The sequence below is a fragment of the Olivibacter domesticus genome (assembly GCF_900109575.1).
Lineage (GTDB): Bacteria > Bacteroidota > Bacteroidia > Sphingobacteriales > Sphingobacteriaceae > Olivibacter > Olivibacter domesticus.
Map to the genome: position 1 here is coordinate 527,471 of NZ_FOAF01000002.1, position 24,253 is coordinate 551,723.

Below are 24,253 nucleotides of genomic sequence, written 5' to 3' on the forward strand. Positions count from 1 at the left end.
ATATGAATGATATAAAAGACAATATCTATGATGCAATTGTAATTGGTTCCGGTATAAGTGGTGGTTGGGCAGCAAAGGAACTTTGCGAAAAAGGTCTCAAGACATTGGTAATAGAACGAGGCCGTATGGTTAAGCATGTTAAAGATTATCCAACTGCCATGATGGATCCATGGGAATTTAATCATCACAATACCAAAACAAAAAAAATGATTAATGATAATCCGGTTATCAGTAAACATTACGCTTTTGATGAGTCGACACAAAACTTTTATATCAATGATGCCTTACATCCTTATATCCAGGAGAAACCTTTCGATTGGATCAGAGGTTACCAAGTGGGGGGGAAATCTCTTTTATGGGCCAGACAAACGCAGCGATGGAGTGATTATGAATTTGAAGGACCTAAGCGTGATGGTTTTGCCGTTGATTGGCCCATACGACATGCCGATTTAGCTCCTTGGTATAGCCATGTAGAAAAATTTGTTGGGATTTCCGGAAACCGCGATGGGTTGCCAAATCTACCTGACAGCGAAGTTCTACCGGCTTTTGAAATGAATATGGTTGAAAAACAGCTAAAAAAAAATATTAATGAAGCTTTTCCGGATAGACCGGTCATCATGGGTAGATGTGCACACATTACACAACCAAACGATATTCATCTTCAACAAGGACGAGCGAAATGCATGGCTAGATCTTTGTGTCAAAGAGGCTGTCCTTTTGGTGCTTACTTTAGTTCAAATGCCTCTACCTTGCCCTGGGCAGAAAAAACAGGAAATCTTACTATAAAACCCAACACGGTTGTTCATTCCATTATTTATGACGAAAAACTAGGTAAAGCTACAGGCGTAAAAACCATCGATGCGCATAGCAAAAAAGAAGTAATTTACCATGCACGCATTATTTTCGTAAACGGCTCCACGTTGAACACCAATCTTATTCTTTTAAATTCCCGATCGGACAAATTCCCCAAGGGTTTGGGAAATTTAAATGGATTATTAGGCCACTATATTGCCTTTCATAATTATAGAGGAAGGATTACTGCTACGGTAGATGGTTTTGAGAATAGTTATTATTTTGGGCGAAGACCCACTCAATTATTTATGCCCTCCTTTAGAAATGTGTATAAACAAGAAACTGATTTTCTAAGAGGGTATATGATTGCTTTTAGCGCCAACAGAGAGGGTTGGAATAAAAGCGCAGATGGTATAGGCGCACAATTTAAAGATCATCTTACGGAAGTAGGGCCTTGGTCTGTTTCCATGATGATGCAAGGTGAGACAGTACCGATCTATGAAAATCATGTTCGTTTAAGTGAGGATCAAAAAGACCAGTGGGGTGTACCTTTACTCATTACTTCTGTTGAATATACGGCAAACGATGATAAGGTTTTGAACGACTTCTTACAGGAAGGCTCGGCTATGCTTGAAAAAGCTGGCTGCAAAAACATCAAAACAACTGATCAGAAAGCGATAGGGTACCGAAATCCTGGTCTGGAGGTGCATGAAATGGGCGGTGTACGTATGGGACATGACCCCGAAACGTCTCTCTTGAATAAGTGGAATCAGCTGCACCATTGTAAAAATGTTTTTATTACAGATGGTGCATGCATGACATCAACGGGCAATCAAAATCCTTCGTTAACCTACATGGCCCTAACAGCCAGAGCTGCAAATTACGCAGCAGATGAATGGAAAAAAGGCAAGCTCTAAATAACTTAGGAGCCAATGGTTGTTTGTTCATATAAGATCTCTCCGCCAACGATAGTATAGTGAATTTTGAACGCTTCGTCAAATATGACTATATCGGCATCTTTTCCTACGCTGATTGAGCCCTTACGGTCTAAAACACCCGTAATACGGGCAGGCGTATGGGAAAGCATTTTAACAGCCTCAACAAGCGGAACATCTGCTAAATTGACCATCATTTTTATAAGCCGATCTGCAGTAGCAACACTTCCGGCGAAAGAGGTTCTATCAGGCAACTTTGCTACGTCATCTTCAATGATAACAGGCAATCCGTCGGCTAAACTTCCTAAAATGCTGGGTCCTGGCGGCATGGCCGCCCCACGCATCGCATCTGTAATTAATGCGATCTTATCAGGCCCCTTAATTTTGTATACCAGTTTTAACAAAGGTGCTGGCAGATGCACACCATCCGCAATAATCTCCACATCCATTTCATCGATAATGAAAGCACTTTCGATAACGCCAGCAAAACGAAAAGCATTTTTTCGCGTTACTCCTGACATGGCTGAATATAAATGGGTCGCTAAGGTGTAGCCATTTTCAAATGCTTCTACCACCTCTTCATAAACAGCGTCGGTATGTGCCACCGACGGAATAACGCCATACTTACGAAGACAGCGACCAAATTCTATGGCGCCTTTTTTTTCTGGTGCAGCGCTCCAACGCACAATCGATTTCGAAGCATTTAAAATTTCCAAATATTCTTCGGGATCCGGATCTCTAATATACCTCGGGTCTTGCGCTCCTCGCTGATTCATGGAGAAATAAGGTCCTTCTATATGCAAGCCAAGAAAGGATGCTCCTTTTTTATTTTTCAACGTTGCTTCTTCATAGATGTTAAGCGTATTTAATAGATTTTCCTTGTCGCTTGTCAACGTAGTAGCCACCATAGCTGTTGTACCAAATTGTACATGTGTTTCAGCTACTTTTAGAAAGGCGTCCACATTGCCATCCATAAAATCTGCCCCACCTCCGCCATGGATATGAATATCAATAAAGCCAGGCGAAACATATCTTCCCTTAGCATCTATGGATATCGCATCAGGAATTTCTATATCGTATTGATAAATACCATCTATCTTTCCATTTTTTATAATGACGGTTGCCTGCTCTATCACACGTAACGGACTTATCACTTTCCCATTATAAATTTTTATTATCTTATCTATCATATGTTATTTTTATTATCAGAATGTTGGCTTTAAATTAATTTCCATTTTTTTACCTGATGACCATGTATCGCATAAAAAATGAGGTACAAATAGCAAGGAAATAATACCCAATATGCGGTCCTTAAACTGTAAGCATCAGCAAAATATCCGTATGCCAACGGTAAAATGGCATTTCCACAGAGCCCCATTATGAGCAGTGATCCCCCTAGTTTAGTAAAGCGTCCCAGACCATCGAGTGCTAACGGCCATATGCCAGCCCAAATAAGTGAGTTTCCAAAACCTAACAACACTACAAACCAAATAGATATATCCGTTTGATGCCCAAAAATAACGACATCACTTTTACAAAAAACAATTAAAAGTGTTAGCAAGGCTCCAAGAATCGTGCAGATTCTTAATGCATTTACTTGACTAATAAACCGGGGAATACAGATGATACCTAACAGATAACCGCAGATAGTAACGAATAATGTATAGGATGGGAATACTTTTGCTTCCAATAGGGGGATATCCATCGAACCGGCGTAATTAATAATTGTGTCAATAGCAATTACTTGTGTGCCGACGTGAATAAATATCGCTACTGCACCAAGAATAAGATAAGGAAATTGAAAAATATTGGTTTTATCACTATTGGCCATGGCCAATTCTTCATTTTCTTCTTCTGTATTGATTTCTGGTAAGGGTGAATATTTAATGCCCAATCCGATTACGATAAGGGCAATTCCTAAGATACTATAAGGAACAATAACCCTTCGTATCAATTCATCTAATTCATGTGCTCGTTCTATTGGCGACATATGTGTTAGCTGATCAAACAACGCCTGATCAGTCGGGCGTAATATGACGGCAGCAAATAAAATTGGCGCTAAAATACCTGCCCCCTTATTACAGATTCCCATGATGCTGATGCGCTGTGCCGCACGTTCTTTCGGCCCTAGAATGGTAATATAGGGATTTGTCGCAGTCTGTAAAATTGCTAGTCCAATCCCGATTGTAAACAAGCCCAATAAAAACACCTCATAGGTGCGCGTAAGAGCGGCAGGCACAAAAATAAAAGCACCTAAGGCCATCGCAAAGAAACCGATCATCATTCCTTTTTTAAATCCCATTCTTTTTAACAGATAGGACGATGGTACGGACATCACAAAATAGGCAATATAAAAAGCAAAAGCTACGAGGTAAGACTGGAAATGAGTCAGTTCGCAGGCAATTTTGAAATAAGGAATTAAAATGGAATTTACCCATGAAACAAAGCCAAAAATAAAAAACATCAATCCGATGATTAAGATTGAAATGGTTGTATCTTTTCTTGTTAATGTACTTACAGTTACTGTTTTCATATAGATTTAGTCAATAGTGGGTTCCCAGCCCGGTTCATACGTTCGTCTCCAATAATCAAGTGCGGCTTCATTCTCTAGTATATGACCATTTGATGGATCGATTTTCAGTAATCCGCCAGAACGCTGTGCAATATTGCCTAATTGTACCAAAAGTGTACTTTGATGACCACTTATTATATCTGAATTCAAGTTCGTTCCTTTTTTTATACTGTCAAAAAAATTCTGGATATGCAAGGCATCAAGTGCTTGGGAAGGATTAGTTAGATTTCTTGTATCAATAGTGGCAGCATTCTTAACTTCTTTCACTAACTTATTCTGTAAATCATAGATTTTATACCCATTATCTCCATTTATTTGCAAAGAACCTTTTTCACCGTAAAAAATCACGCCAACACTTGCTCCTTCAATGGTACGCCCATTACAACTTCTTCCTTCCCAAGTAATGGTTCCTTTATCGCCAAACTCAAGTGATATTACCTGTGTATCAGGTGTCTCCCAATCATCTTGAAAACGATACCTGCCACCAGAAGAGGTCACTTTTGTTGGATAATCAACCTGCAAACCCCAACGCGCTAAATCTACCATATGTGTTCCATTATTCAATGCTTCTCCGGTACCCCAATGCCAAAACCAGTGCCAATTGTAATGTAATATATTATCCTTATACGATTTCCGAGGGGCGGGTCCCTGCCATAGGTCAAAATTTAACCAATCAGGTATCGCAGCCTCTTTTCCTATACCTATTGATGCGCGATTATTTGTATACCAGGTCTTTGCAAAGTACGCTCTACCAATCACACCTGCGTGCAACTCCGCTATGCCAGCGGCCACATTTGGCCAAGAACGTCGCTGATTTCCCATCTGTATGACATTCTTATACTTTTTCACTACTTCAACCAGCAATTCTCCTTCATGAGGATTATGGCTACAAGGCTTTTCTAAATATACATGTTTATTTGCTTTGGATGCTAAGATCGCTGCCGGCGCATGCCAATGATCTGGTGTTGCAATTATCATTGCGTCTACATCCTTCTTTTCTAATACTTTTCTAAAATCTCCGTCGGCCTTTGGTTTACGTGATTGATTTTTCTCAATTTGACTTATACATTTATCAGCGGCTCTACTATCTACATCGCTGACATATGCCACTTCACAATTAGGCTGACTCGAAAAGTTATTAGCTAACGCGAGGCCTCTCGCGTTTACGCCCACCATCCCTACTCGCACCTTTTCATTCGCCCCTATAATATTTGCGTAACTTTTTGCAGAAAAGCCTGGCAAGATACCGCCAAACGTAATAGCTGATGCGCCAATGGCGGTTGACTTGATAAATGCCCGCCTTGAAGTATTGGTTCTATTCGTCATGATTCTTGTATTTAATATAATTATGAACTTAAAACGTATAATTTGGATTTTGTACCAAAGCCTTATTGCGATCCCATGCCTCACGAGGTATTGGGAACAAGATAGGATGTGTATGGAGCCATGGTTTTTGATCGATGTTCAAATCATTAATATTTGGTCGTTCTTTCTTAATGAAATCGATGAAGCGACCGCGCCTATTAAGATCAGAAAAACCTCCGGTTGGCTCCCAGATAAACTCCATTCTTCTTTCTTTAAAGATAGCATCTAATATTTCTTCTTTTCCTAAATTTGATGAAAGCACATTTAAACCGGCTCTCTGTCGTACCACGTTAATCTGAGATATGGCTTCAGAGCCTCTACCAACTTCATTTAACGCTTCCGCATAATTTAAAAGTGCTTCGGAAAAACGCATGATCGGAGCATTAACTCCCGAATTATTAATAGTTGGTTTTTCCCAGTACTTCGTTACGATGTAGCCTGTTTTTGACCAGCCGGCAGGAACAGCCTGAGGCATTACAAAGGCGGGCATGTTTTGATGAGGCTCTCCTGGCCCAATAATGACCTGCCAATAACGTTGATCAATTATTTTCCCCTGCGCATCCCTTTCAAAAGCATTTACCCAATGTTGCTGTGGCACGAAGTTGCTCCAGGCAGCCCCTCCTGTAAATTCAGAGGGCGCCCCACGCGGCGCTGTTCTTTTAACTAGGTTGTTCCCCTCCCCGTCCTGTGAAGGCCTAAATTGTGTTGAGAAAAGTATTTCTTCATTATTCTCATGCTCTTCGCTAAACACATCTCTAAATTTAGGAACCAATCCATAAACTCCTTGTCCTATGAGTGCTTCTGCATAGCTTATGGCATCCTCATATTTTTCCTGCCATAAAGCGGCCTTAATCAATAAGCCCAAAGCCGACCCAGCGGTTGCCTTCCCAAGATCATTTCCCGTCCACGTTTTAGGCAAAGATGTTGTTGCTTCTATCAAATCTGTTTCCACTAAATTCCAAACCTCTGCGGCACTAGCGCGCGAAATCTCTAAATTTGAAGAAGCATCCAATGTTTCGGTTATCAATGGGACACCGCCCCAATACGTAACAAGGCGGTAATAGAATAAAGCGCGCAGAAATTTAGCCTGCCCCACAATAAGCTTTTTAGCTTCATCAGAAATATTTTCCATTCCGTTCACTTTATTAATAACCATATTCGCTCTGCTCACTCCCAGATAGGCACCTACGTACATATCCCTTAAAATCGTATTCGTTGCCGGAAAAGCTAATGTATGTAATTCGATACGATTGGCACTTCCATCCATTTCGTACATGTCGCCAGCGATAGCCCATTCAACGTCCGCGGCGTCTCTTACGTTACTAAAAGTTTCCTCTCGTTGTAATATGCTATATGCGCCAATTAAGCCCGCTTGGGCATCCGACTCGTTTAAGTAAAAATTCTCTTCAGTTAGTGTATCTTTTGGCGATAAGGATAGAAATTTATCACCGCAGGAAACCAAGATAAGAAAAGTTAATAAACCTATTATTTGGATTGTTTTCATTTTTCTTAGTTTAAATACTAGATTGTTCATCAGTTAAAATCCTACTCTTACTCCTAGCATGTAGGTTCGTGGAATTGGATACACACCATCGTCAATGCCCGAGGCTAAAGGACTTGTGCTACCTATTTCCGGATCAAACCCGGAATATTGGGTAAAAGTGAGCAAGTTTTGAGCATTTAGATAGATCCTGATTTTTTTAACCGGTCCGCTTTTTTCAAACAATTTTTCTGGTAGGCTATATCCTAACGTTAAATTTCGAAGCCTTAAAAAATCACCTTTTTCTATGTAAAAGGATGATACATTGGCATAATTACCATTTGCATCGGTATAAGTAAGCCGTGGGATAGTATTTCCACCATTTTCAGGTGTCCATCTATCTAACACATCCGCTGAGGCATTAATGACACCACTTCCACCAAAATATTTTATAGGATAAGTGGAAAACTTGTTTACATTGAAAATTTCATTTCCTGCTACACCTTGAAACAACATATTAAGGTCAAAGCCCTTATACGAGAGATCTATACTCGCACCGTAGGTCATGGATGGCCAGGGACTACCGAGTTTTACGCGGTCCGCATCGGATAATACTTGATCACCATTCACATCTCTAAATTTGAAATCGCCAGCCATTGCATTGGGCTGTAAAGATTTGTTAACCTCCTCATTACTTTGATAAATTCCATCTACTATATAACCTCTAAAATAGCCGATAGGCTCACCAACTTCTGTATAAGAAGAGCTCATACTGGTAAAACCTACCGTTGGTCCGGTAATTGGCCTCCCTGCACCTAAAGATAATACCTCATTTTTCAGGGTAGCTAGATTTACACTCACATCATATTTAAAGTCCCCTGAATTTCCGTTATATCCAACCAAAAGTTCTAGTCCTTTATTCCTTACTTTTCCCCCATTAACAGATGGAGCACTTTCAAAGCCTGCCTCCATTGATACTGGAAGGCTTACCAGCATATCTTTCGTATCTTTAATGTAGTATTCGGCCGTCAGGTAGGCATGATCGTTTAAAAAAGATGCATCAATTCCTATATTAAGCTGTTCACTCGTTTCCCATTTTAAATTTTGATTTCCTGGACGAATCATACTCGCTCCAATAGCTAATCCTTGGTTTAGACCAAGCACGTAATTGTCAGCTACTCTACCCAATCCAATGGTACTAGCATAACTAAATGCACCAATCGCGTCATTACCTAATTGCCCCCAACTTGCTCGTAGCTTTAATGAATTAATAGCACTAATTCCTTTAAAAAATTGCTCCTCTGAAATATTCCACCCACCGGAAAAAGAGGGGAAATTTCCCCATTTATGTGTCGGACCAAAATTGGAAGAACCATCTCTTCTGATACTGGCTGAAAACAAATATTTATTTTGATAGGAATAATTTATACGCCCGAGATAAGATGCTAAAGAATAAAGCGTTCCAGTACCATTCGCCCTACGTTCTAGCTCTGCACTACCATCAATAATCTGGAGATTTTCATTCTGAAAGTCGCGGGCAGTTACCCCTATCCAATCATTCGTATTCTTTTGAGCGGTTTGTCCAATTACTGCTGATATATTATGTTGATTGATGGTTTTACTGTAGGACAAGGTATTTTCTATTAACCAGTTTAATCCTTGCGTATACGTTTCTCCCAAAATAGCTTGCAGGTTGCGGTAATGTCCTCTTTCGACTTTGGGTTCCCAAGTAGTGCTTCGATTGTTATTAGCATCTACGCCGATACTCGTTCGCCATTTTAAGCCATTTGTAATTTCGTACTCGCCATAGGCATTTCCATACATACGTAGATTTTTTAGGTAATTTTCTATCGACTCGGCCCGTAACAGGGGATTATCTCCTTGTGTAGAATAATAGGCTGACGAGCCATTTACTACATCTCGCAGACCTAGCGTTGGATAAAACTGCTGGGCAAGATTAAAAATTCCTAAGCGAAAATCTTCATTACGTTGTCCTTTAGAATGGGTATATGCAAAAGCCAGGGTTCCTCCGAACTTCAGTTTATTGCTGACCCGCACATCCACATTTGCCCGTCCTGTATATCTTTTGTTCCAGGTTTCAATTAGCGTCCCCTGCTGATCGCGATAGCCTAAAGAAAGAGCCGCCTGTATTTTCTGGGATCCCCCAGATACATTGACATCATAATTTTGCAAAGGCGCTGTTCTAAATACCTCATTAATCCAGTCAGTACCCTGTCCTAAAGCCGCTGGGTCTTCCCATTCTGGATTAGGTGTCATATTAGAGTTTGTGTAGAGCTCATTTGCCAGCGTAGCAAATTCTTCGGCGTTTAAAAATCTAGGTTTTTTCCATAATTGCTGTAGGCCGGCATAGCCATTAAATTCAGCTGTTGTGACGCCCTCTTTACCTCTTTTTGTCGTAATTAGGACAACGCCATTAGCGGCCCTCGCTCCGTATATAGACGCTGCGGCTGCATCTTTTAAAATTTCTACAGATTCTATGTCATTAGGATTGACAATAGACATACCGTCTATTCTATCCGAACTTCCTCCTACTGCCATACTTCCACCGCCCACTGGAAAGCCATCAATTACGTATAAAGGTTCATTGCTTCCAGTAGTACCAACACCTCTAATTCTTACCGAGGCAGCCCCACCCGGTGCACCGGTTGTTTGGCTAATTGTAACTCCTGGAACTTTTCCCTGAATTGCACCTGTAAAAGAGCTAGAAACGACCTTTTGCAATTCCGTAGATTTAATTGACGACACCGAGCCCGTCAATTCCTTTCTCGACTGTGTACCATAGCCAATTACCACAATTTCTTCCAGACTGGTAAAGTCTTCTTGTAAACTAACCTTTAGTGAAGTTTTACCCTCCAAGGCAATTTCTTGTGGTTTATACCCGATAAAGGTAAAAACCAGCGTCTCCCGACCTGACAGCCGTTTTAGTTGAAAATTTCCATCCGTATTGGTAGAGGTTCCTGCTACGCCTCCTTTCACCTTCACACTCACACCAGGAAGAGGTGATCCGTCAGCAGCGGTTACGTTACCGACAACATCGATAAAATTTTGTTTCTCTTTTAATTTAGTTGATACGGTTCTTGCATTTACCCCATTTGTTACAAGACACATCCCTACTAAACTAAGAAAAATAAACACAGTAATTTTTCTGCTCATAAATTTGATCTATTAAGTTAAGGTTAGAATGTTATTACATTTTTTCTGTTTAGCACGTTATTTCAAAAAATATTCGAAAAACAAATAAGCCAATTCATTGGATTCATCGTTCGGTTCATGTTTAAGTCTGTTTGTCATGGCCACCCTATTTTTATATCCTAAAAATTCATTAACCTCCATTGTCTTACTCAATGGAATCCACCGTGTGGGTGGATCTTCCGCACCACCTGAAACTAAAAAGGGCCTGGGAGCCATTAAAGCATGTAACTCGTGTAAATTATACCCTTCCTTTATTAATTTGGGATACAAACCTCTCGCCGGATTTCCCGCTGTTATCAGTCCCCTTTTTCGCCAGGGTTTTGGATGGTATCCTAAATACCAAGGTTCCCAATAATTAATGGATTCTCTGTCTTGTTGAAAAAGAATACCGGGATCAGACCATACCGCGCAGGCAAATTTGTCAAACAGACAGGAGGCAAACATTGCCCATTTCCCACCAAAGGAATGGCCCATAATTCCTATTTTTTCTGGTATAACCTCCGGGAATTTGGCGAGTGCGTACCATGCATTTGCTGCCGCATAAGCAAGCATGGATAAGGGTTGAACGGCAGCATCATGAATACTTGGATAATACAATGAAAATTCCTGTTTACGAGAAGCTTCTTTTGTTCCGATTGATAAGGTGATAAAACCGCGCTCCGCCAACTGCAATGCAAAGTCACGATGTGGTTTCCCTTCGCCGATAGCCGTTTCTGGCTCATAAAAAACAGTAATAACAGCAGGTTTCTTTCCTTTATTTTTTGGAACCAGCAAATAACCTATTGTTTCTTCATCGGGAGTCCAATAAAAGCGCACCTTATATTGTACATAACGCTCTTTTTCGGTAGTATCGATAAAAATGAGCTGCTGATCCTTCAGTAAAGGTGGCCACTCCCCCATCATAGCATTCCATTGGCTTTTAATTTCCCTTTTTCTTGCATCCCAATCATGTATAGATTTTACTTTTTTCCCACCGTAAAAGTTGGTCAATGGCCTAAGGTCATTGCCTTTATTTTTAAAGCTATCGGGAAGAACAAAATAGGGAGCGATCTTTTTCCATATAATTTCCTTTTCATTTGCTACTATGCTTCCATTTTTATCTTGGCCTAATACACAGGATATATTTGTCACAACAAGGCAAAACACTATTATTAAAATGGATCGCGTATCTACGTCGATGGCTACACGCTTACACAAATGGTTTAAATTTCTTTTATACATGGAAAGAACCTTTATAAAGAATTCATTTTATCAATATCTTAGCCCTGCCTTAACACTTTTTCCAATAAAATAGAAGCTCCTCCTTTGTCTTTACTCAAATCAGCAGCTTCCATAAAGGCTAATATTTCCAAGGTGTCAGCTTCTTGAACTGGGGGAATTTTTGTATCAAAAAATTCAACAATTTTTTCCAGTAGTGGCTGATACCCGTTGTAAGGCCCCACTCGTTGTATACCTGTTGTTCCAAAGGCCGTTCCTCCAAAATCTTTTTTCCCTTTTCGAATTCCCCTGAAAGTTCCAACCCGTCCATCCTGCCAAACGCCAACCACAATATCTGTATCGGGAGTAGACACGCTGCTAACGGACCTACACCCCGTCCCCATAATAGCATAAAGCGTTTCCACGCCATGAATGCCATACCAAAATAAGTCAGGGTGCGTACGTTCTAAAGTAGCCGGACTATAGGTATCTGCGCCTGTTATTTCTCCTATAAGATGATCTTCTACAATTTCTTTAATATGATCCGCATAACGCAGAGATGATGCCGAAAATATAGGAACCCTTTTTTCTCGTGCAAGATCAAATATTTTCTTTGCATCTTTAAAAGATGCGGCCATAGGCTTATCTATGAAGAGTGGTTTACCCGCTTCAATGACAATAGTTGCCTGTTCCAAGTGCAATCGTCCGTCATTCGTTTCTAGTAAAATATAGTCAACTTTATTCAGCAAGGCTTGAATAGAATCAACTATCTCTACCCCCAATTGCTTCACTTCTTCGATGTATCCCGGTATCCGTTTTGCGCTACTTTCAATATCCTTACTGCCGTAAGGATAAGCAGCTGTAATTTTATATCCCTTTAAAGATGGATCAGCAGGATTGCTATTCAACGCCTTTGTAAAAGCCACACTGTGCGAGGTATCGAGGCCTATAATACCAATTCTTTTGTCAGTCTCACTTATTGAGTTTCCGAAAAGAATGGCAGGTTTATTCATCAAACCGACAGATAGACTAGTCAGCGCTGCTTTGTGGATAAAATTTCTACGGTTAATTTCCTTCATAATTTTCATTCTTCATAAGAATAACGGTTACGTACACGTAACTTAGTCTAAAAACTAAATTTACCACCTCTATTTGAGATCCTTACAATAGCTTATTCTGTTTAGTTTATAATTACGGTTACGTTACCGCAATTTACAAAAAGAAAAATAACTTCCAAGCAAATTCTCAAAAATAATTGTTTCAGTTATGATAGAATCGATAATTCTCTTTTGTTACGATATCAATTGGCATAAATTGATCCTCGATGTTACGCTCATTCAGATCTGCATAACGATGCAAAGTCATAATACCTCTGTACCCCTGCTCTTCAGGCTTTTGGCATATTAAAAATTGAATAAGTCCTAATTCAAGGTATTTAATATTCTCCTTCAAGAAGTCATAGCCAATTAATACCTTGTCCATTCCTTTTTGTTCAAAATAATGTGCAACTGAAGATACCCTCGAATTAGTAACAAATACGCCCTCAACCCCTTTTTCTTTTGTCAAAACTTCATCTAAAGCGAATGCTATGGAAGAAGCGTCGGTCTTTTTTATATCTATTTTAAGAATTTCCAGCTTCCTATTATTTTTTTCGAAATAAGCTCTGAAACCTTCTTCTTTCCTTAAAAGGTGATGATACTGATCTAGTTCTTTCGAAACATTTATGACTAATATTTTTCCTGATTTTACAGCGAAATCCATCAACTGTGCTGCTTGGTACCCACTACAAAAAAGGTGAGGACCGATATAGCACACGCTATTTTGTCCCGGCACATCGGAGTTTATAAAAACATAGGGTATCTTTCTTTCGCCGCAAATAGACGCCAGTTGAGTAGCCTCCTCTATAAAGGAAGGAGCAACTAATATACCATCAATCTGTAATTGCATAATTTCTGCAACTTGTTTCAAGAAAGAATTTTTATCGTTTAGATCGAAAAAAAATTTCCGAACCGTTATGCCATATTGTTTTAGATTTTTGGATGCTCGATCAATTCCGGAGAGCGGTGCCTCCCAAAACCCTGTCTCTGTAGAACTTGGAATTAATACTGCAAAGGTGGAAGTTCTTTTGGAAGCTAATCTACTGGCGATGATATTAGGTTTATAATCAAACTCCTTTATAATATCATTAATCCGCTTTTTAGTTGCTTCAGAAACGCCCTTTCGATTGTGAAGAACTCGATCGACCGTAGCGATGGAAACATTTGCCAATCGTGCTATTTCCTTCACACCAAATTCTTTGTTTTCTAAAGATTTACTCATAATTAACGAAAGTATCTTTTTATTAAATTTAAAACAAATAATCAATTCATGTCATGGCATAATAGTGCATTCTTAATAAGTTAAAAGAATTCACATACACTTATTTTACCAAAAAATTATTTATTTAGTTGAACGAATAGCTACATTTGCGACACTCGGAACTTATTTTTATCTGCTTCCGTAGCATTAAACGAATTGAATATGTTTGATATTTGTTGTGTAGGACACATCACGCTAGATAAAGTTGTTACGGCTAATGCCGTAAAACACATGCCTGGCGGTACTTCCTTTTATTTTTCTAATGCCATTAAAAATATGGATGTTTCTTTTTCCTTAGTAACCGCTGTTGGTGAGCAGGAAAATTATATTGTAGAAAATCTAAAACACAAAGGATTAACCATAAAATCGCTTCCGAGCAGGCATACCGTCTATTTTGAAAACATTTATAATGACAACCAAGATCATCGAACACAAAGGGTGTTACAAGAAGCGGATCCCTTTACTATCACACATTTATCAGATGTTGAAGCCAAAATCTTTCACTTAGGTCCGCTGTTGACACAAGATATCCCGGTTGAAGTAATCCAACATCTCTCTGGAAAAGGAATAGTTTCGCTTGATGTGCAAGGATATTTACGCATCGTAAGAGAAAATAATGTTTATTACACAGATTGGTTGGCTAAAGAAAAAGGACTTCAGTACATTGATATCTTAAAAGCTAATGAGTTTGAAATGGAAGCGTTAACCGGCACCAAAGACATTTATAAGGGTGTAAAAATATTAGCAGATTATGGTGTAAAAGAAGTGGTCATTACACTGGGAAGTATGGGGTCTATCCTATTTAAGGATGATGTTCTTTATCAAATTCCTGCTTACATTCCGCTGGAAGTAACCGATGCTACCGGTTGCGGCGACACCTATATGGCCGGTTATTTATATAAAAAAATTAAAGGGGCAGGATTAGAAGAGGCAGGAAAATTTGCCGCAGCCATGTCTACATTAAAAATTCAAACTTCTGGACCTTTCACAGGTTATGTTGAAGATATAGCGCAAGTACTCAAGACAAATAAACAGGTTATCTATAGTGATTTCCACATGTTGAGTAATACATGATTAAAATAGTTTCCATAGCGTTTTTATGTTTGGCATTAATGGTCTGTGAAACAACTTACGCTAAAACACTAGAAAAAGATTTTATTGAGAAACAGGTACTGCTCGCGGCTTTTAAGCAAGAAGTAAACCCAACAGCCCTTGTATCATTTGCGCAAACGCTTTTAGGGATACCTTATAAATATGGTGGAAGCAACCCTAAATTGGGCTTTGATTGTTCGGGTTTTGTAAATTATGTATTTAAGAACTTTCATTTTCCTGTACCAAGAAGCTCATCTGCATTTAGTAAACACGGAGAAAGAATCGTACTGGAAAAAGCTTCTCCAGGCGATTTAATTTTATTTAGGGGCACTAATCCCAAAGTTAAATCGGTTGGGCATATTGGAATAATTATATCAAACGCGGGTGAGCCAATACGGTTCATCCATGCCTCTTCAGGAAAAGCACAATGCGTAACTGAAACGCCATTAGATGCTCGTTATCAAAAACGCTTTATAAAAGTCATTCGCTTACTTTAAAAATATATATTTAAAACACTTTGTATCAACATATTAAAATTCCTGACAATTTTATGTCATTGTTTTTAAAAAATAATTTCGAAGTTTGCCTAACACTGTTAAATTATTTAAGGGGGATGAAGAATGGGAAGTAAAGAGCGTATACAGCGACTAAAGGATGAAAATAGAGTTAACATCCTTGATGCATCTCTTCAAATCGTAAAAGAAGAAGGATGGCAGGCATTGAGCATGCGGAAAATCGCTGACATTATTGAGTATACTGCTCCTATGATCTATGAGTATTTTGCAAACAAAGAAGCAATTCTTTCTGAATTAGCGGGGAAAGGGTTTATGATATTAGCAAAAAGAGTGAAGGAAGCAAAGGAGAAGGAGGAGACACCTGAAAAGCAAATAGAGGCCATGTGGCTGACCTATTGGGAATTTGCTTTTGAAGAAAAAGAACTTTATCAATTAATGTTCGGTATAGGAACCCAGTGTTGCGAATTGGAAAAATCATTTAAATGTTTTGATTCGCATGGTGTGCAGATTAGTGAGGTTATAAGGAGGATAATGCAGGATCAAAATCCATCTGAGGAAATGATATGTAGGAAATACTTTACCTACTGGTCTATTATCCATGGATTAATTTCTATCAATCTCGTAAATAAAGGTAATGGCGACGAGACTAACCAACAAGTCTTAAAAGACGCCATTTATGGAATAACCCGATCACTGGTTGATTAATTTTTTTGCAAAAAAAATAACAACTATAAATTATTTAACGCTGTTAAAAATCTGCAAAAAGGATGTATTGGATTAAAAGAATTCCTTTTTCGAAATCATTAAAATTCTTATAATAACAACAAAATGAAACATTTATTATCAACAATGGCACTCGAAACTTATCACCCGATATTTAACGTTGTTAAGTTATTTAATAACGTAAATAGGCTCGCTTTTTTAGCCTCTTCCATCTTTTTGCTAAGCTGCTCTGATCAACAGCAACAGGGAGCTCCGCCTCCTCCATCGCTCCCCGTGGTAGCTATTAGCTCCGGACAGCAAACAGTATATCAAGAATATCCTGCATCTATCGAAGGAACAGCCAATGTAGAAATCCGCCCACAGGTAGAAGGTACCTTAGATATTATTTATGTAGACGAGGGCGCTAAAGTCAGAAAAGGCCAAGCACTTTTTAAAATAAACGATCGCCCTTATCAGGAACAATTAAATCAAGCTTTAGCCAATCTCCATGCGGCAGAAGCGGCACTGGTAAATGCCGAAATAGAAGTAGAGAAAAAAACCAAATTGGTTAACAACAAAGTGTTAGCTGATTTTCAATTGAAAACGGCAGTTGCCGCAAGAAATGTTGCGAAAGCCAATTTAGAACAGGCAAAAGCAGGAGTAGGAAGCGCTCGGATCAATTTAGGTTATACAGTGATAAAGGCACCGACAGATGGTTATATTGGCCGATTGCTAAAAAAACAAGGGAGCTTGGTTACCCCAGCTGACGCACAAGCACTTACTGATTTATCTGACATTCATGAGCTCCATGTTTACTTTGCATTGGGAGAAAATGATTTTGTAAGTTTTAAAAACAATTTTGAAGGGGCTACCCTTGAAGAAAAACTTAAAAAACTTCCCCCTATCACCCTGGTTTTATCTGATCAAACGGAATATGCTCAACAAGGAAAAATCGATATGGTTGATGGTCAATTCGATAAGAACACTGGAGCCATTACGTTACGTGCAACTTTCCCTAATAAAGAAGGATTACTTCGTTCGGGAAACACGGGTAAAGTCAGACTTGGCAAACAACATGCAAAAGTATTATTGGTACCGCAAATGGCAACATTAGAGATGCAAGACAAAATATTTGTGTATACCGTAAACGATAGTAACAAAGTAAATAAACAACCTATTGAGGTTATTGGAAAAAGCGGTGCAAGCTACTTAGTTAAAAGTGGAGTCAAAGATGGCGACCATATTGTCTATAAAGGAATGGATCTTTTACAGGAAGACCAAGTTATTGCTCCACAACAAATAAGCGCAGACAGTCTCAAACTAACTGCATACAACAAATAGCGTTATGTTAAAGAAATTTATTGAAAGACCGGTTTTAGCAACGGTAATATCCATATTGCTAGTTATACTTGGTGTCATCGGAATAGTAAAGTTACCTTTGCAACAATTTCCAGATATTGCACCACCGGCTGTTTTAGTAACAGCCCTTTATCCAGGTGCAAACGCAGAAACGGTACTGCGTGCGGTAGCACCGTCTTTAGAAGAGTCTATTAACGGTGTTGAAAACATGAGCTACATGAGCTCTACCGCTAGTAATGATGGTTCGTTAATGATAACCGTTTATTTTAAACTGGGTACTGACCCGGACCAAGCCGCCGTAAACGTACAAAACAGGGTTGCGCAGGCAACCAGTCAGCTACCCGCCGAAGTTGTACAAGCAGGTATAACCACGGCTAAGCAACAAAATAGTTTGATTATGGTGCTAGATCTTTATACAGAAGATGAAAATGCCTACGATCAGACTTTTATGGCCAACTATGCACAGATCAACATCATACCGGAACTTAAACGTATTCCCGGTGTTGGACAGGCACTTGTTTTTGGTGGTAGTAAAGATTATTCTATGCGGGTTTGGTTAAACCCCAATCAAATGGCTAGCTATAAGCTTACACCAAGTGAGGTGATGGCTGCTATACAGGATAAAAATGTGGAAGCGGCACCTGGAAAATTTGGTGAAAGCAGTACCGAAGCCTTCGAATTTGTAATTAAATACAAAGGAAAGCTTAATCAGCCTTCCGACTATGAGAATATTATTATTCGTTCTAATGCGGATGGTTCTGTATTGCGACTAAAGGATGTTGCTAGAGTAGAATTAGGGTCTTATACATACGCCAGTAATACGCGTATTGATGGAAAAGCAGGTCTTAACATAGGCGTAATGCAATTGGCAGGGTCAAATGCTAATGAAATCCAGATTGCTATCCAGGATTTTATGAAAAAAGCCGAAAAAAACTTTCCAAAAGGCGTAAAACAACTGGTTCTTTATAATACAAAAGATTCACTAGATCAATCTATTGACCAGGTGAAACATACCTTGTTTGAAGCTTTTGTTTTAGTATTTTTAGTTGTATTTATTTTCTTGCAAGATTTTAGATCTACACTCATTCCGGCTATTGCAGTGCCTGTTGCAATTATAGGTACCTTCTTTTTTATGCAATTGTTTGGCTTTTCTATTAATCTGCTTACGCTGTTCGCATTGATACTGGCCATAGGTATTGTGGTAGATGATGCGATTGTGGTGGTAGAAGCAGTACATGCCAAAATGGAACATCAGCATCTTCCACCTAAAATAGCCACAACTTCTGCCATGAGTGAGATTACAGGAGCGATCATCTCTATCACATTAGTGATGTCGGCAGTTTTCTTACCTATAGGTTTTATGGAAGGCTCTACGGGGGTATTTTATCGGCAATTTGCCTTTACATTAGCAATAGCAATTGTTTTATCTGCTATTAATGCGCTTACACTCAGCCCCGCACTTTGTGCTTTATTTCTCAAGGATAATCATAGTCAAGGAGAGAAAAAAGAAAAACTAAGTTTCAAGGATAAATTCTTTACTGGTTTCAATACTAGTTTTAATAGATTAACTAAAAACTATGTTGGTAGCTTACGTTTTCTAGTTCGCTTTAAATGGCTTAGTCTTGGCGCTTTAGCAGTTCTTATTGCGATAACTGTTTTAATGATCAGAAAAACGCCAACAGGGTTTATTCCTTCAGAAGATCAAGGATTTATTGCGATCTCCTTATCAATGCCCGTTGGTGCATCATTAGATCGTACCAATAGCGCCTTAAAAGAAGCTGAAGGACAGTTACAGCATTCACCATTTACGAAGACACTTAATATAATTTCTGGTTTCAATATATTAACACAAGCGACAAGTCCGTCTTCAGGGGTTGCCTTTATATTGCTCAAACCACATGAAGAACGTGGTGAAGTGAAAGACATCAACGATATAATGGGTGTAGTGAGTCAGAAATTAGCGTCTATCAAGGGAGCAAACTTTTTTGTCTTCACCTTCCCTACTGTTCCTGGTTTCAGTAATGTGGACGGTTTAGATATGGTATTGCAAGATCGTACAGGAGGCAAGCTTGATAAATTTGGCCAAGTTGGACAGACTTTCATAGGTGAGTTAATGAAACGTCCGGAAATCATGATGGCCTTTACCACTTTTAGGGCTGACTACCCTCAATATGAGTTACAGGTGGACGATGTTAAGGCAGAACAATTAAGTGTAAGCACAAGAGATATCTTACAAACGATGCAAGCCTATTTTGGTAGTGCACAGGCCTCCGATTTTAATAGGTTTGGGAAATACTATAGAGTAATGGTTCAAGCCGATAAAACGGAACGTGCCGAACCTAACTCCATGGATGGGGTGTTTGTGAAAAATAAGCTGGGAGAAATGGTTCCAATGAACACTTTGGTAAAATTAAACCGCGTTTACGGACCTGAAACAGCTTCTAGGTATAATCTATTCAATTCCATCGGGATAAATGCGATGCCAAACCCTGGATACAGTTCAGGCGATGCCATTCATGCTGTTGAAGAGGTTGCCAAGCAATACCTGCCATCAGGCTTTTCCTATGAATTTTCAGGAATGACCAAGGAAGAGATCACTTCAGGTGGCCAGTCAACAGTAATCTTTATATTATGTTTGGTATTCGTCTATTTCTTACTTGCTGCGCAATATGAAAGTTACATATTACCACTTGCGGTAATTCTTTCCATTCCGACAGGTGTATTTGGCGTATTTGCCGCCATTGGTTTAACAGGTATTGAAAATAACATTTATGTTCAAGTTGCGCTCGTAATGCTTATAGGGCTATTAGCCAAAAATGCTATTCTTATTGTGGAGTTCGCTTCGCAAGGAAGGAAACACGGCAAGCCCATTGCTGTTGCCGCCCTAGAAGCTGCTCAGCTAAGATTACGTCCTATTATCATGACCTCATTGGCCTTTGTGGTTGGCATGATTCCGATGATGAGTGCTAACGGACCTTCAGCACAAGGTAATCACTCTATCAGTATAGGTGCTGCTGGAGGTATGCTATCCGGTGTTGTTTTGGGACTTTTCATTATCCCCGTACTTTACATTGTGTTTCAACATTTACAGGAGAAAGTATCCGGCAAGCCTAAGCCGCATACACATCAATCACATGGTGATGGAGCGACGGCACAAGAATTAACGGTAACAGATACAATCTCTTTAAGTTAATTTTTTCAGAAAAAGGTTATTTAAAATTTAAAAAATGAACACCAAATTTAGTCTACTAATAATTTTGTTTTTGCAGGTCCTTTTTTTGGCCTGCAAAACAACTGATAAAGCGCTGAACACAGAAGCGATAGCACCGAGTAGCTTTCGCAATGCCGACGAAAACAGCCAGGCAGATTCAGCTGGTATCGCTTTAATAGCGTGGCGAGAGTTTTTCAACGATGCTATTTTACAGCGCCTAATTGATACTGCTATTGTGCACAATATGGACATGCAGTTAGCGATAAAAAATATAGAAGCAGCTCAACAAACATTGAAACAGGCAAAAGCGGGCTATCTACCAGATGTCAATCTACAGGTAAGCGCTAATACGACCAGACCTTCGGATAATAGTTTGAACGGACTGAGTCTGAATCAATTTCTTGGCAGTAAACATATAGAGGATTATACCGCAGCGCTCGCATTATCATGGGAAGCAGACATCTGGGGTAAGATAAAAAATCAAAAAGCTGCTGCGCTTGCAGGTTATTTACAAACGGAAGAAGCTAAAAAGGCTGTACAAACGCAATTGGTATCTTATGTAGCCCAAGGTTATTACAATTTGTTGATGCTTCAAGCACAATTAAAAATTGCCCAACAAAATCTGGCCTTGAACGATAGTACGCTAAATATTATCAAACAACAGTACGATGTTGGTGAAATTACTTTACTAGGATTGGAGCAAGCTGAGGCACAACGCTTGGCGGCAGCCTCCTTAATTCCTGACTTTGAGCAGCAGATAAATATTCAGGAGAATGCCCTTAGTATATTAAGCGGGAAATTACCTGAAGCCGTTGCCACCGAAACAACTTTAGATAAAATTGAAATTCCTCAGAACCTGACAACGGGTGTGCCTTCTTTATTATTGAGCAGAAGGCCTGACGTTAAACGTGCTGAACTAGCGGTGGTTGCTGCTCGAGCAAATAAACAATATGCGAAGGCAAGTATGTATCCTTCTTTAACTATTAGTGCGCAAGCAGGTGTTAATTCGTTTAAGGCCAGCAATTGGTTTAATATTCCTGCATCTCTCTTTGGCACCGTTGCTGGGGGAATAGCGCAACCTATTTTGCAACGTAGACAATTGAAGACCAACTATAAGCTGGCTGAGATTGATCAGGAGAAAACAGTTATCCAGTTTAGACAATCTGTTATTACTGCTGTAGGAGAAGTTTCGGATGCACTTATTGCCTTAGACAAACTGGAGGAGAAGCAATCAATTGCCCTTAATCGCACAAGCAAATTACAAAGTGCCATTCATAATGCCGATTTATTATTTAATACCGGCATGGCTAACTATTTGGAAGTTATTACAGCTCAGAGCAATGTATTGCAAAGCGAACTCGAACTAGCTCAGATTAAGAAAGCGCAATTAGTAGCAATGGTTGATTTGTATCGGTCATTAGGTGGCGGGTGGTAATTATTTAAAGCATCTGCTAAACAAACTGATTGTTTGATTGTTAAAAAAAGAAATCAATATTATTGCTATGTGGGAGGAGATTAACAACAGTTTATACAAACGCTTTGAGTTTAAAGATTTCTCGGAAGCCTTCGGCTTTATGTCAAGAGTAGCTTTACTCGCTGAGACACATAACCATCATCCAAAATGGACGAATGTGTGGAATACGGTAGAAGTTTGGCTTTCTACTCATGATCAGGGAAATGTTGTAACTGAAAAAGATAGAAAGTTGGCAGCAGCCATTGATGAAATATAAAAAAATCAAAAGAGCAGCTTAAAGCTGCTTTTTTGATTAATACCTGAATCGTCTACCTTATTAGACCATCTAATCACTGAATTTCAACCAGGTAGAAAGTTGATAAGGATGAAGGCCTTGTTTTATGATTTAGGAAATTCAATGTTAGCTTCGTAATATGATAATGATCAAAACGCCGGAGTACTTTTACTTTGAAATTTTCTTTTAAAGCGGTCAATTCCTCTTCTTGTATAAAAAACAAGGTTGAATAAAGCTTACCTTGACTAAGTGTGGATAGATTATCAGCATATTTTACCTCTCCCGGGGCATAGAAATCTAAGGCGAAGCTAGAAGCCTTATAGGCTATCACTTGTCTATGCGGCTCATATTTCTTTAACCAAACACCTGCCGACATCCCTGCTTGGTATCGGAGTAAAGCCGGATAAAAAAATCCATAAGCGAACACCATAAATGTAATCGACAAAAAGGCACTTCGAAAAATTAAATTTTTGAGGCTCGTATTAAAAAATAGCATATAAGCAAGTATCGCTATTCCCACACTTAGGGCAATTGACAGTACTTTATGAGGGAAATTAAATACAAGGGCTATCAATATGAGTAAAATAGTTACAATAGAAAAGATCACATGTTGCACAATAGATAGTGTTTTCAACATTCCTTTATCAATATCCTTCAAGTAAGAAGCGGTAATAATAGCAAAATGGGGGAAAATAATAATGATATAATGGGGTAGCTGAAACTTTGATAATGAAAACAGTAAAAATGCTATCAATGCGCTCATACTTATTATTAGCACCGAAGATTTTTCTTTGTTTTTCTTCCAGTTCGTCAAATTGTTAACTATGGCTATATAAAACACAATACACCAGGGCAAAAATGCCCAAAGAATGGTATGCAAAAAGAAAGAGATATCACCTTTCCCTTTAATAGGCCCTGTATTAAAAAATCTCCCGAACTGGCTGTCCCAAAAGAAAAATTGAATTCCTGACACCTGCTGTCTATCAAATACAAACTTTTCAGGGTGCATATCAAATTGAATATACAAAGTATATAATTCAGGCACAATGAATACCCCTATTAACGCAAATGCTGACCACCATTTAATCTTGAAGAATTCTTTGTATTGCTTACTGAACAACCAATAACATATGAAACTGCCCAAAACTGGTATGACGACAAAAATACCTTTTACCATTACGGCACAAGCTAGAAAAAACGATCCGGCAATAATATGAGCCGCAGAAGATTCGTATGCGCGATAATAATGGTAAGTTGATGCAATGGTAAATGTGCTCAAATAGATTTCTGCTCTAACATCGAAGTTTGAAATAGCAACATGAAATGCTGTCATATAAATCAGCGTCGCAATAAGACCAGTTTTTCTATCGTAGAACGTTGAAGTTAACAGATACAAGTAATAGCAACCAATCCACCCAATTAAGAGGGAAGGCAGTTTATAAGCTAATCCATTTATACCTAGTAGTTCAAATGAAAAAGAAGCCAGCCAAAAAGTTAGATGAGGCTTATCTAACCAGTCCTGCCCTCGAACATACAGATTGGCCCAATCAGCATTCAACACCATATTCTTTGCTATGGAAGCATACAATGCTCCATCTGGTTCCATAATGCCCCCAAAAATAGAAAAGGCACTAACAAACATTATCAAAAGTATCAACAAGAAATATTGCTTTTCCTCCTGTTTCCCAATATTATTTGCACTGATTTTCATAGG

The 24,253-nt window shown here is 39.0% G+C and carries 17 protein-coding genes; 8 read left to right on the forward strand and 9 right to left on the reverse strand.

Features of this window, described 5'->3' with window-relative positions:
- Positions 1-2: 2 nt before the first annotated feature.
- Positions 3-1,709, forward strand: coding sequence for a GMC oxidoreductase (locus tag BMY50_RS12745; RefSeq protein WP_093324858.1), 1,707 nt, complete (start codon positions 3-5; stop codon positions 1,707-1,709).
- A 5-nt stretch (positions 1,710-1,714) separates the two neighbouring features.
- Here the strand turns inward: BMY50_RS12745 and nagA are convergent, their stop codons facing one another.
- From nagA to BMY50_RS12785, 8 genes are all read right to left on the reverse strand, one after another.
- Positions 1,715-2,917: an N-acetylglucosamine-6-phosphate deacetylase gene (nagA, locus tag BMY50_RS12750; protein WP_093324861.1), complete on the reverse strand. Its 1,203-nt coding sequence runs from the start codon at positions 2,915-2,917 to the stop codon at positions 1,715-1,717.
- A 29-nt stretch (positions 2,918-2,946) separates the two neighbouring features.
- Positions 2,947-4,260 (reverse strand): sugar MFS transporter, encoded by a 1,314-nt coding sequence (locus tag BMY50_RS12755; protein ID WP_093324864.1) that lies wholly within the window; start codon positions 4,258-4,260, stop codon positions 2,947-2,949.
- 6 nt (positions 4,261-4,266) lie between these two features.
- Positions 4,267-5,625 carry a Gfo/Idh/MocA family protein gene (locus BMY50_RS12760; RefSeq protein WP_093324867.1) on the reverse strand — a complete coding sequence of 453 codons (1,359 nt, stop codon included), beginning with the start codon at positions 5,623-5,625 and terminating at the stop codon, positions 4,267-4,269.
- A 28-nt stretch (positions 5,626-5,653) separates the two neighbouring features.
- The gene (locus BMY50_RS12765; protein WP_162276584.1) at positions 5,654-7,168 is read right to left on the reverse strand and encodes a RagB/SusD family nutrient uptake outer membrane protein; all 1,515 of its coding nucleotides are present in this window, start codon (positions 7,166-7,168) and stop codon (positions 5,654-5,656) included.
- Between the two features lie 33 nt (positions 7,169-7,201).
- The gene (locus BMY50_RS12770) at positions 7,202-10,318 is read right to left on the reverse strand and encodes a SusC/RagA family TonB-linked outer membrane protein (RefSeq protein WP_093324872.1); all 3,117 of its coding nucleotides are present in this window, start codon (positions 10,316-10,318) and stop codon (positions 7,202-7,204) included.
- Positions 10,319-10,375: 57 nt separating this feature from the next.
- Complete coding sequence (locus BMY50_RS12775) at positions 10,376-11,578, reverse strand: dienelactone hydrolase family protein (protein WP_139202252.1); 1,203 nt, start codon at positions 11,576-11,578, stop codon at positions 10,376-10,378.
- Between the two features lie 38 nt (positions 11,579-11,616).
- Positions 11,617-12,633, reverse strand: coding sequence for a Gfo/Idh/MocA family protein (locus tag BMY50_RS12780; RefSeq protein WP_093325805.1), 1,017 nt, complete (start codon positions 12,631-12,633; stop codon positions 11,617-11,619).
- 181 nt (positions 12,634-12,814) lie between these two features.
- Complete coding sequence (locus tag BMY50_RS12785; protein ID WP_093324875.1) at positions 12,815-13,873, reverse strand: LacI family DNA-binding transcriptional regulator; 1,059 nt, start codon at positions 13,871-13,873, stop codon at positions 12,815-12,817.
- Between the two features lie 201 nt (positions 13,874-14,074).
- On the opposite strand from BMY50_RS12785, the gene BMY50_RS12790 reads away from it, so the two are divergent.
- From BMY50_RS12790 to BMY50_RS12820, 7 genes are all read left to right on the forward strand, one after another.
- Positions 14,075-14,986 (forward strand): PfkB family carbohydrate kinase, encoded by a 912-nt coding sequence (locus BMY50_RS12790; protein WP_093324877.1) that lies wholly within the window; start codon positions 14,075-14,077, stop codon positions 14,984-14,986.
- Positions 14,983-15,501, forward strand: coding sequence for a C40 family peptidase (locus BMY50_RS12795; RefSeq protein ID WP_093324880.1), 519 nt, complete (start codon positions 14,983-14,985; stop codon positions 15,499-15,501). The genes BMY50_RS12790 and BMY50_RS12795 overlap by 4 nt, the downstream gene beginning before the upstream one ends.
- Before the next feature lie 123 nt (positions 15,502-15,624).
- The gene (locus tag BMY50_RS12800) at positions 15,625-16,224 is read left to right on the forward strand and encodes a TetR/AcrR family transcriptional regulator (protein WP_093324882.1); all 600 of its coding nucleotides are present in this window, start codon (positions 15,625-15,627) and stop codon (positions 16,222-16,224) included.
- Positions 16,225-16,347: 123 nt separating this feature from the next.
- Positions 16,348-17,562: an efflux RND transporter periplasmic adaptor subunit gene (locus BMY50_RS12805; RefSeq protein WP_093324884.1), complete on the forward strand. Its 1,215-nt coding sequence runs from the start codon at positions 16,348-16,350 to the stop codon at positions 17,560-17,562.
- A 4-nt stretch (positions 17,563-17,566) separates the two neighbouring features.
- Positions 17,567-20,773: an efflux RND transporter permease subunit gene (locus tag BMY50_RS12810; RefSeq protein ID WP_093324886.1), complete on the forward strand. Its 3,207-nt coding sequence runs from the start codon at positions 17,567-17,569 to the stop codon at positions 20,771-20,773.
- 34 nt (positions 20,774-20,807) lie between these two features.
- On the forward strand, positions 20,808-22,226 hold the full coding sequence (locus tag BMY50_RS12815) for an efflux transporter outer membrane subunit (RefSeq protein WP_093324888.1): 1,419 nt from the start codon (positions 20,808-20,810) through the stop codon (positions 22,224-22,226).
- Between the two features lie 37 nt (positions 22,227-22,263).
- Complete coding sequence (locus BMY50_RS12820; RefSeq protein WP_238383751.1) at positions 22,264-22,521, forward strand: 4a-hydroxytetrahydrobiopterin dehydratase; 258 nt, start codon at positions 22,264-22,266, stop codon at positions 22,519-22,521.
- 73 nt (positions 22,522-22,594) lie between these two features.
- Here BMY50_RS12820 and BMY50_RS12825 read toward each other — a convergent pair whose 3' ends face one another.
- Entirely contained in the window at positions 22,595-24,250 is a 1,656-nt protein-coding gene (locus BMY50_RS12825) for an ArnT family glycosyltransferase (protein ID WP_093324890.1), read from the reverse strand.
- Positions 24,251-24,253: the final 3 nt, after the last annotated feature.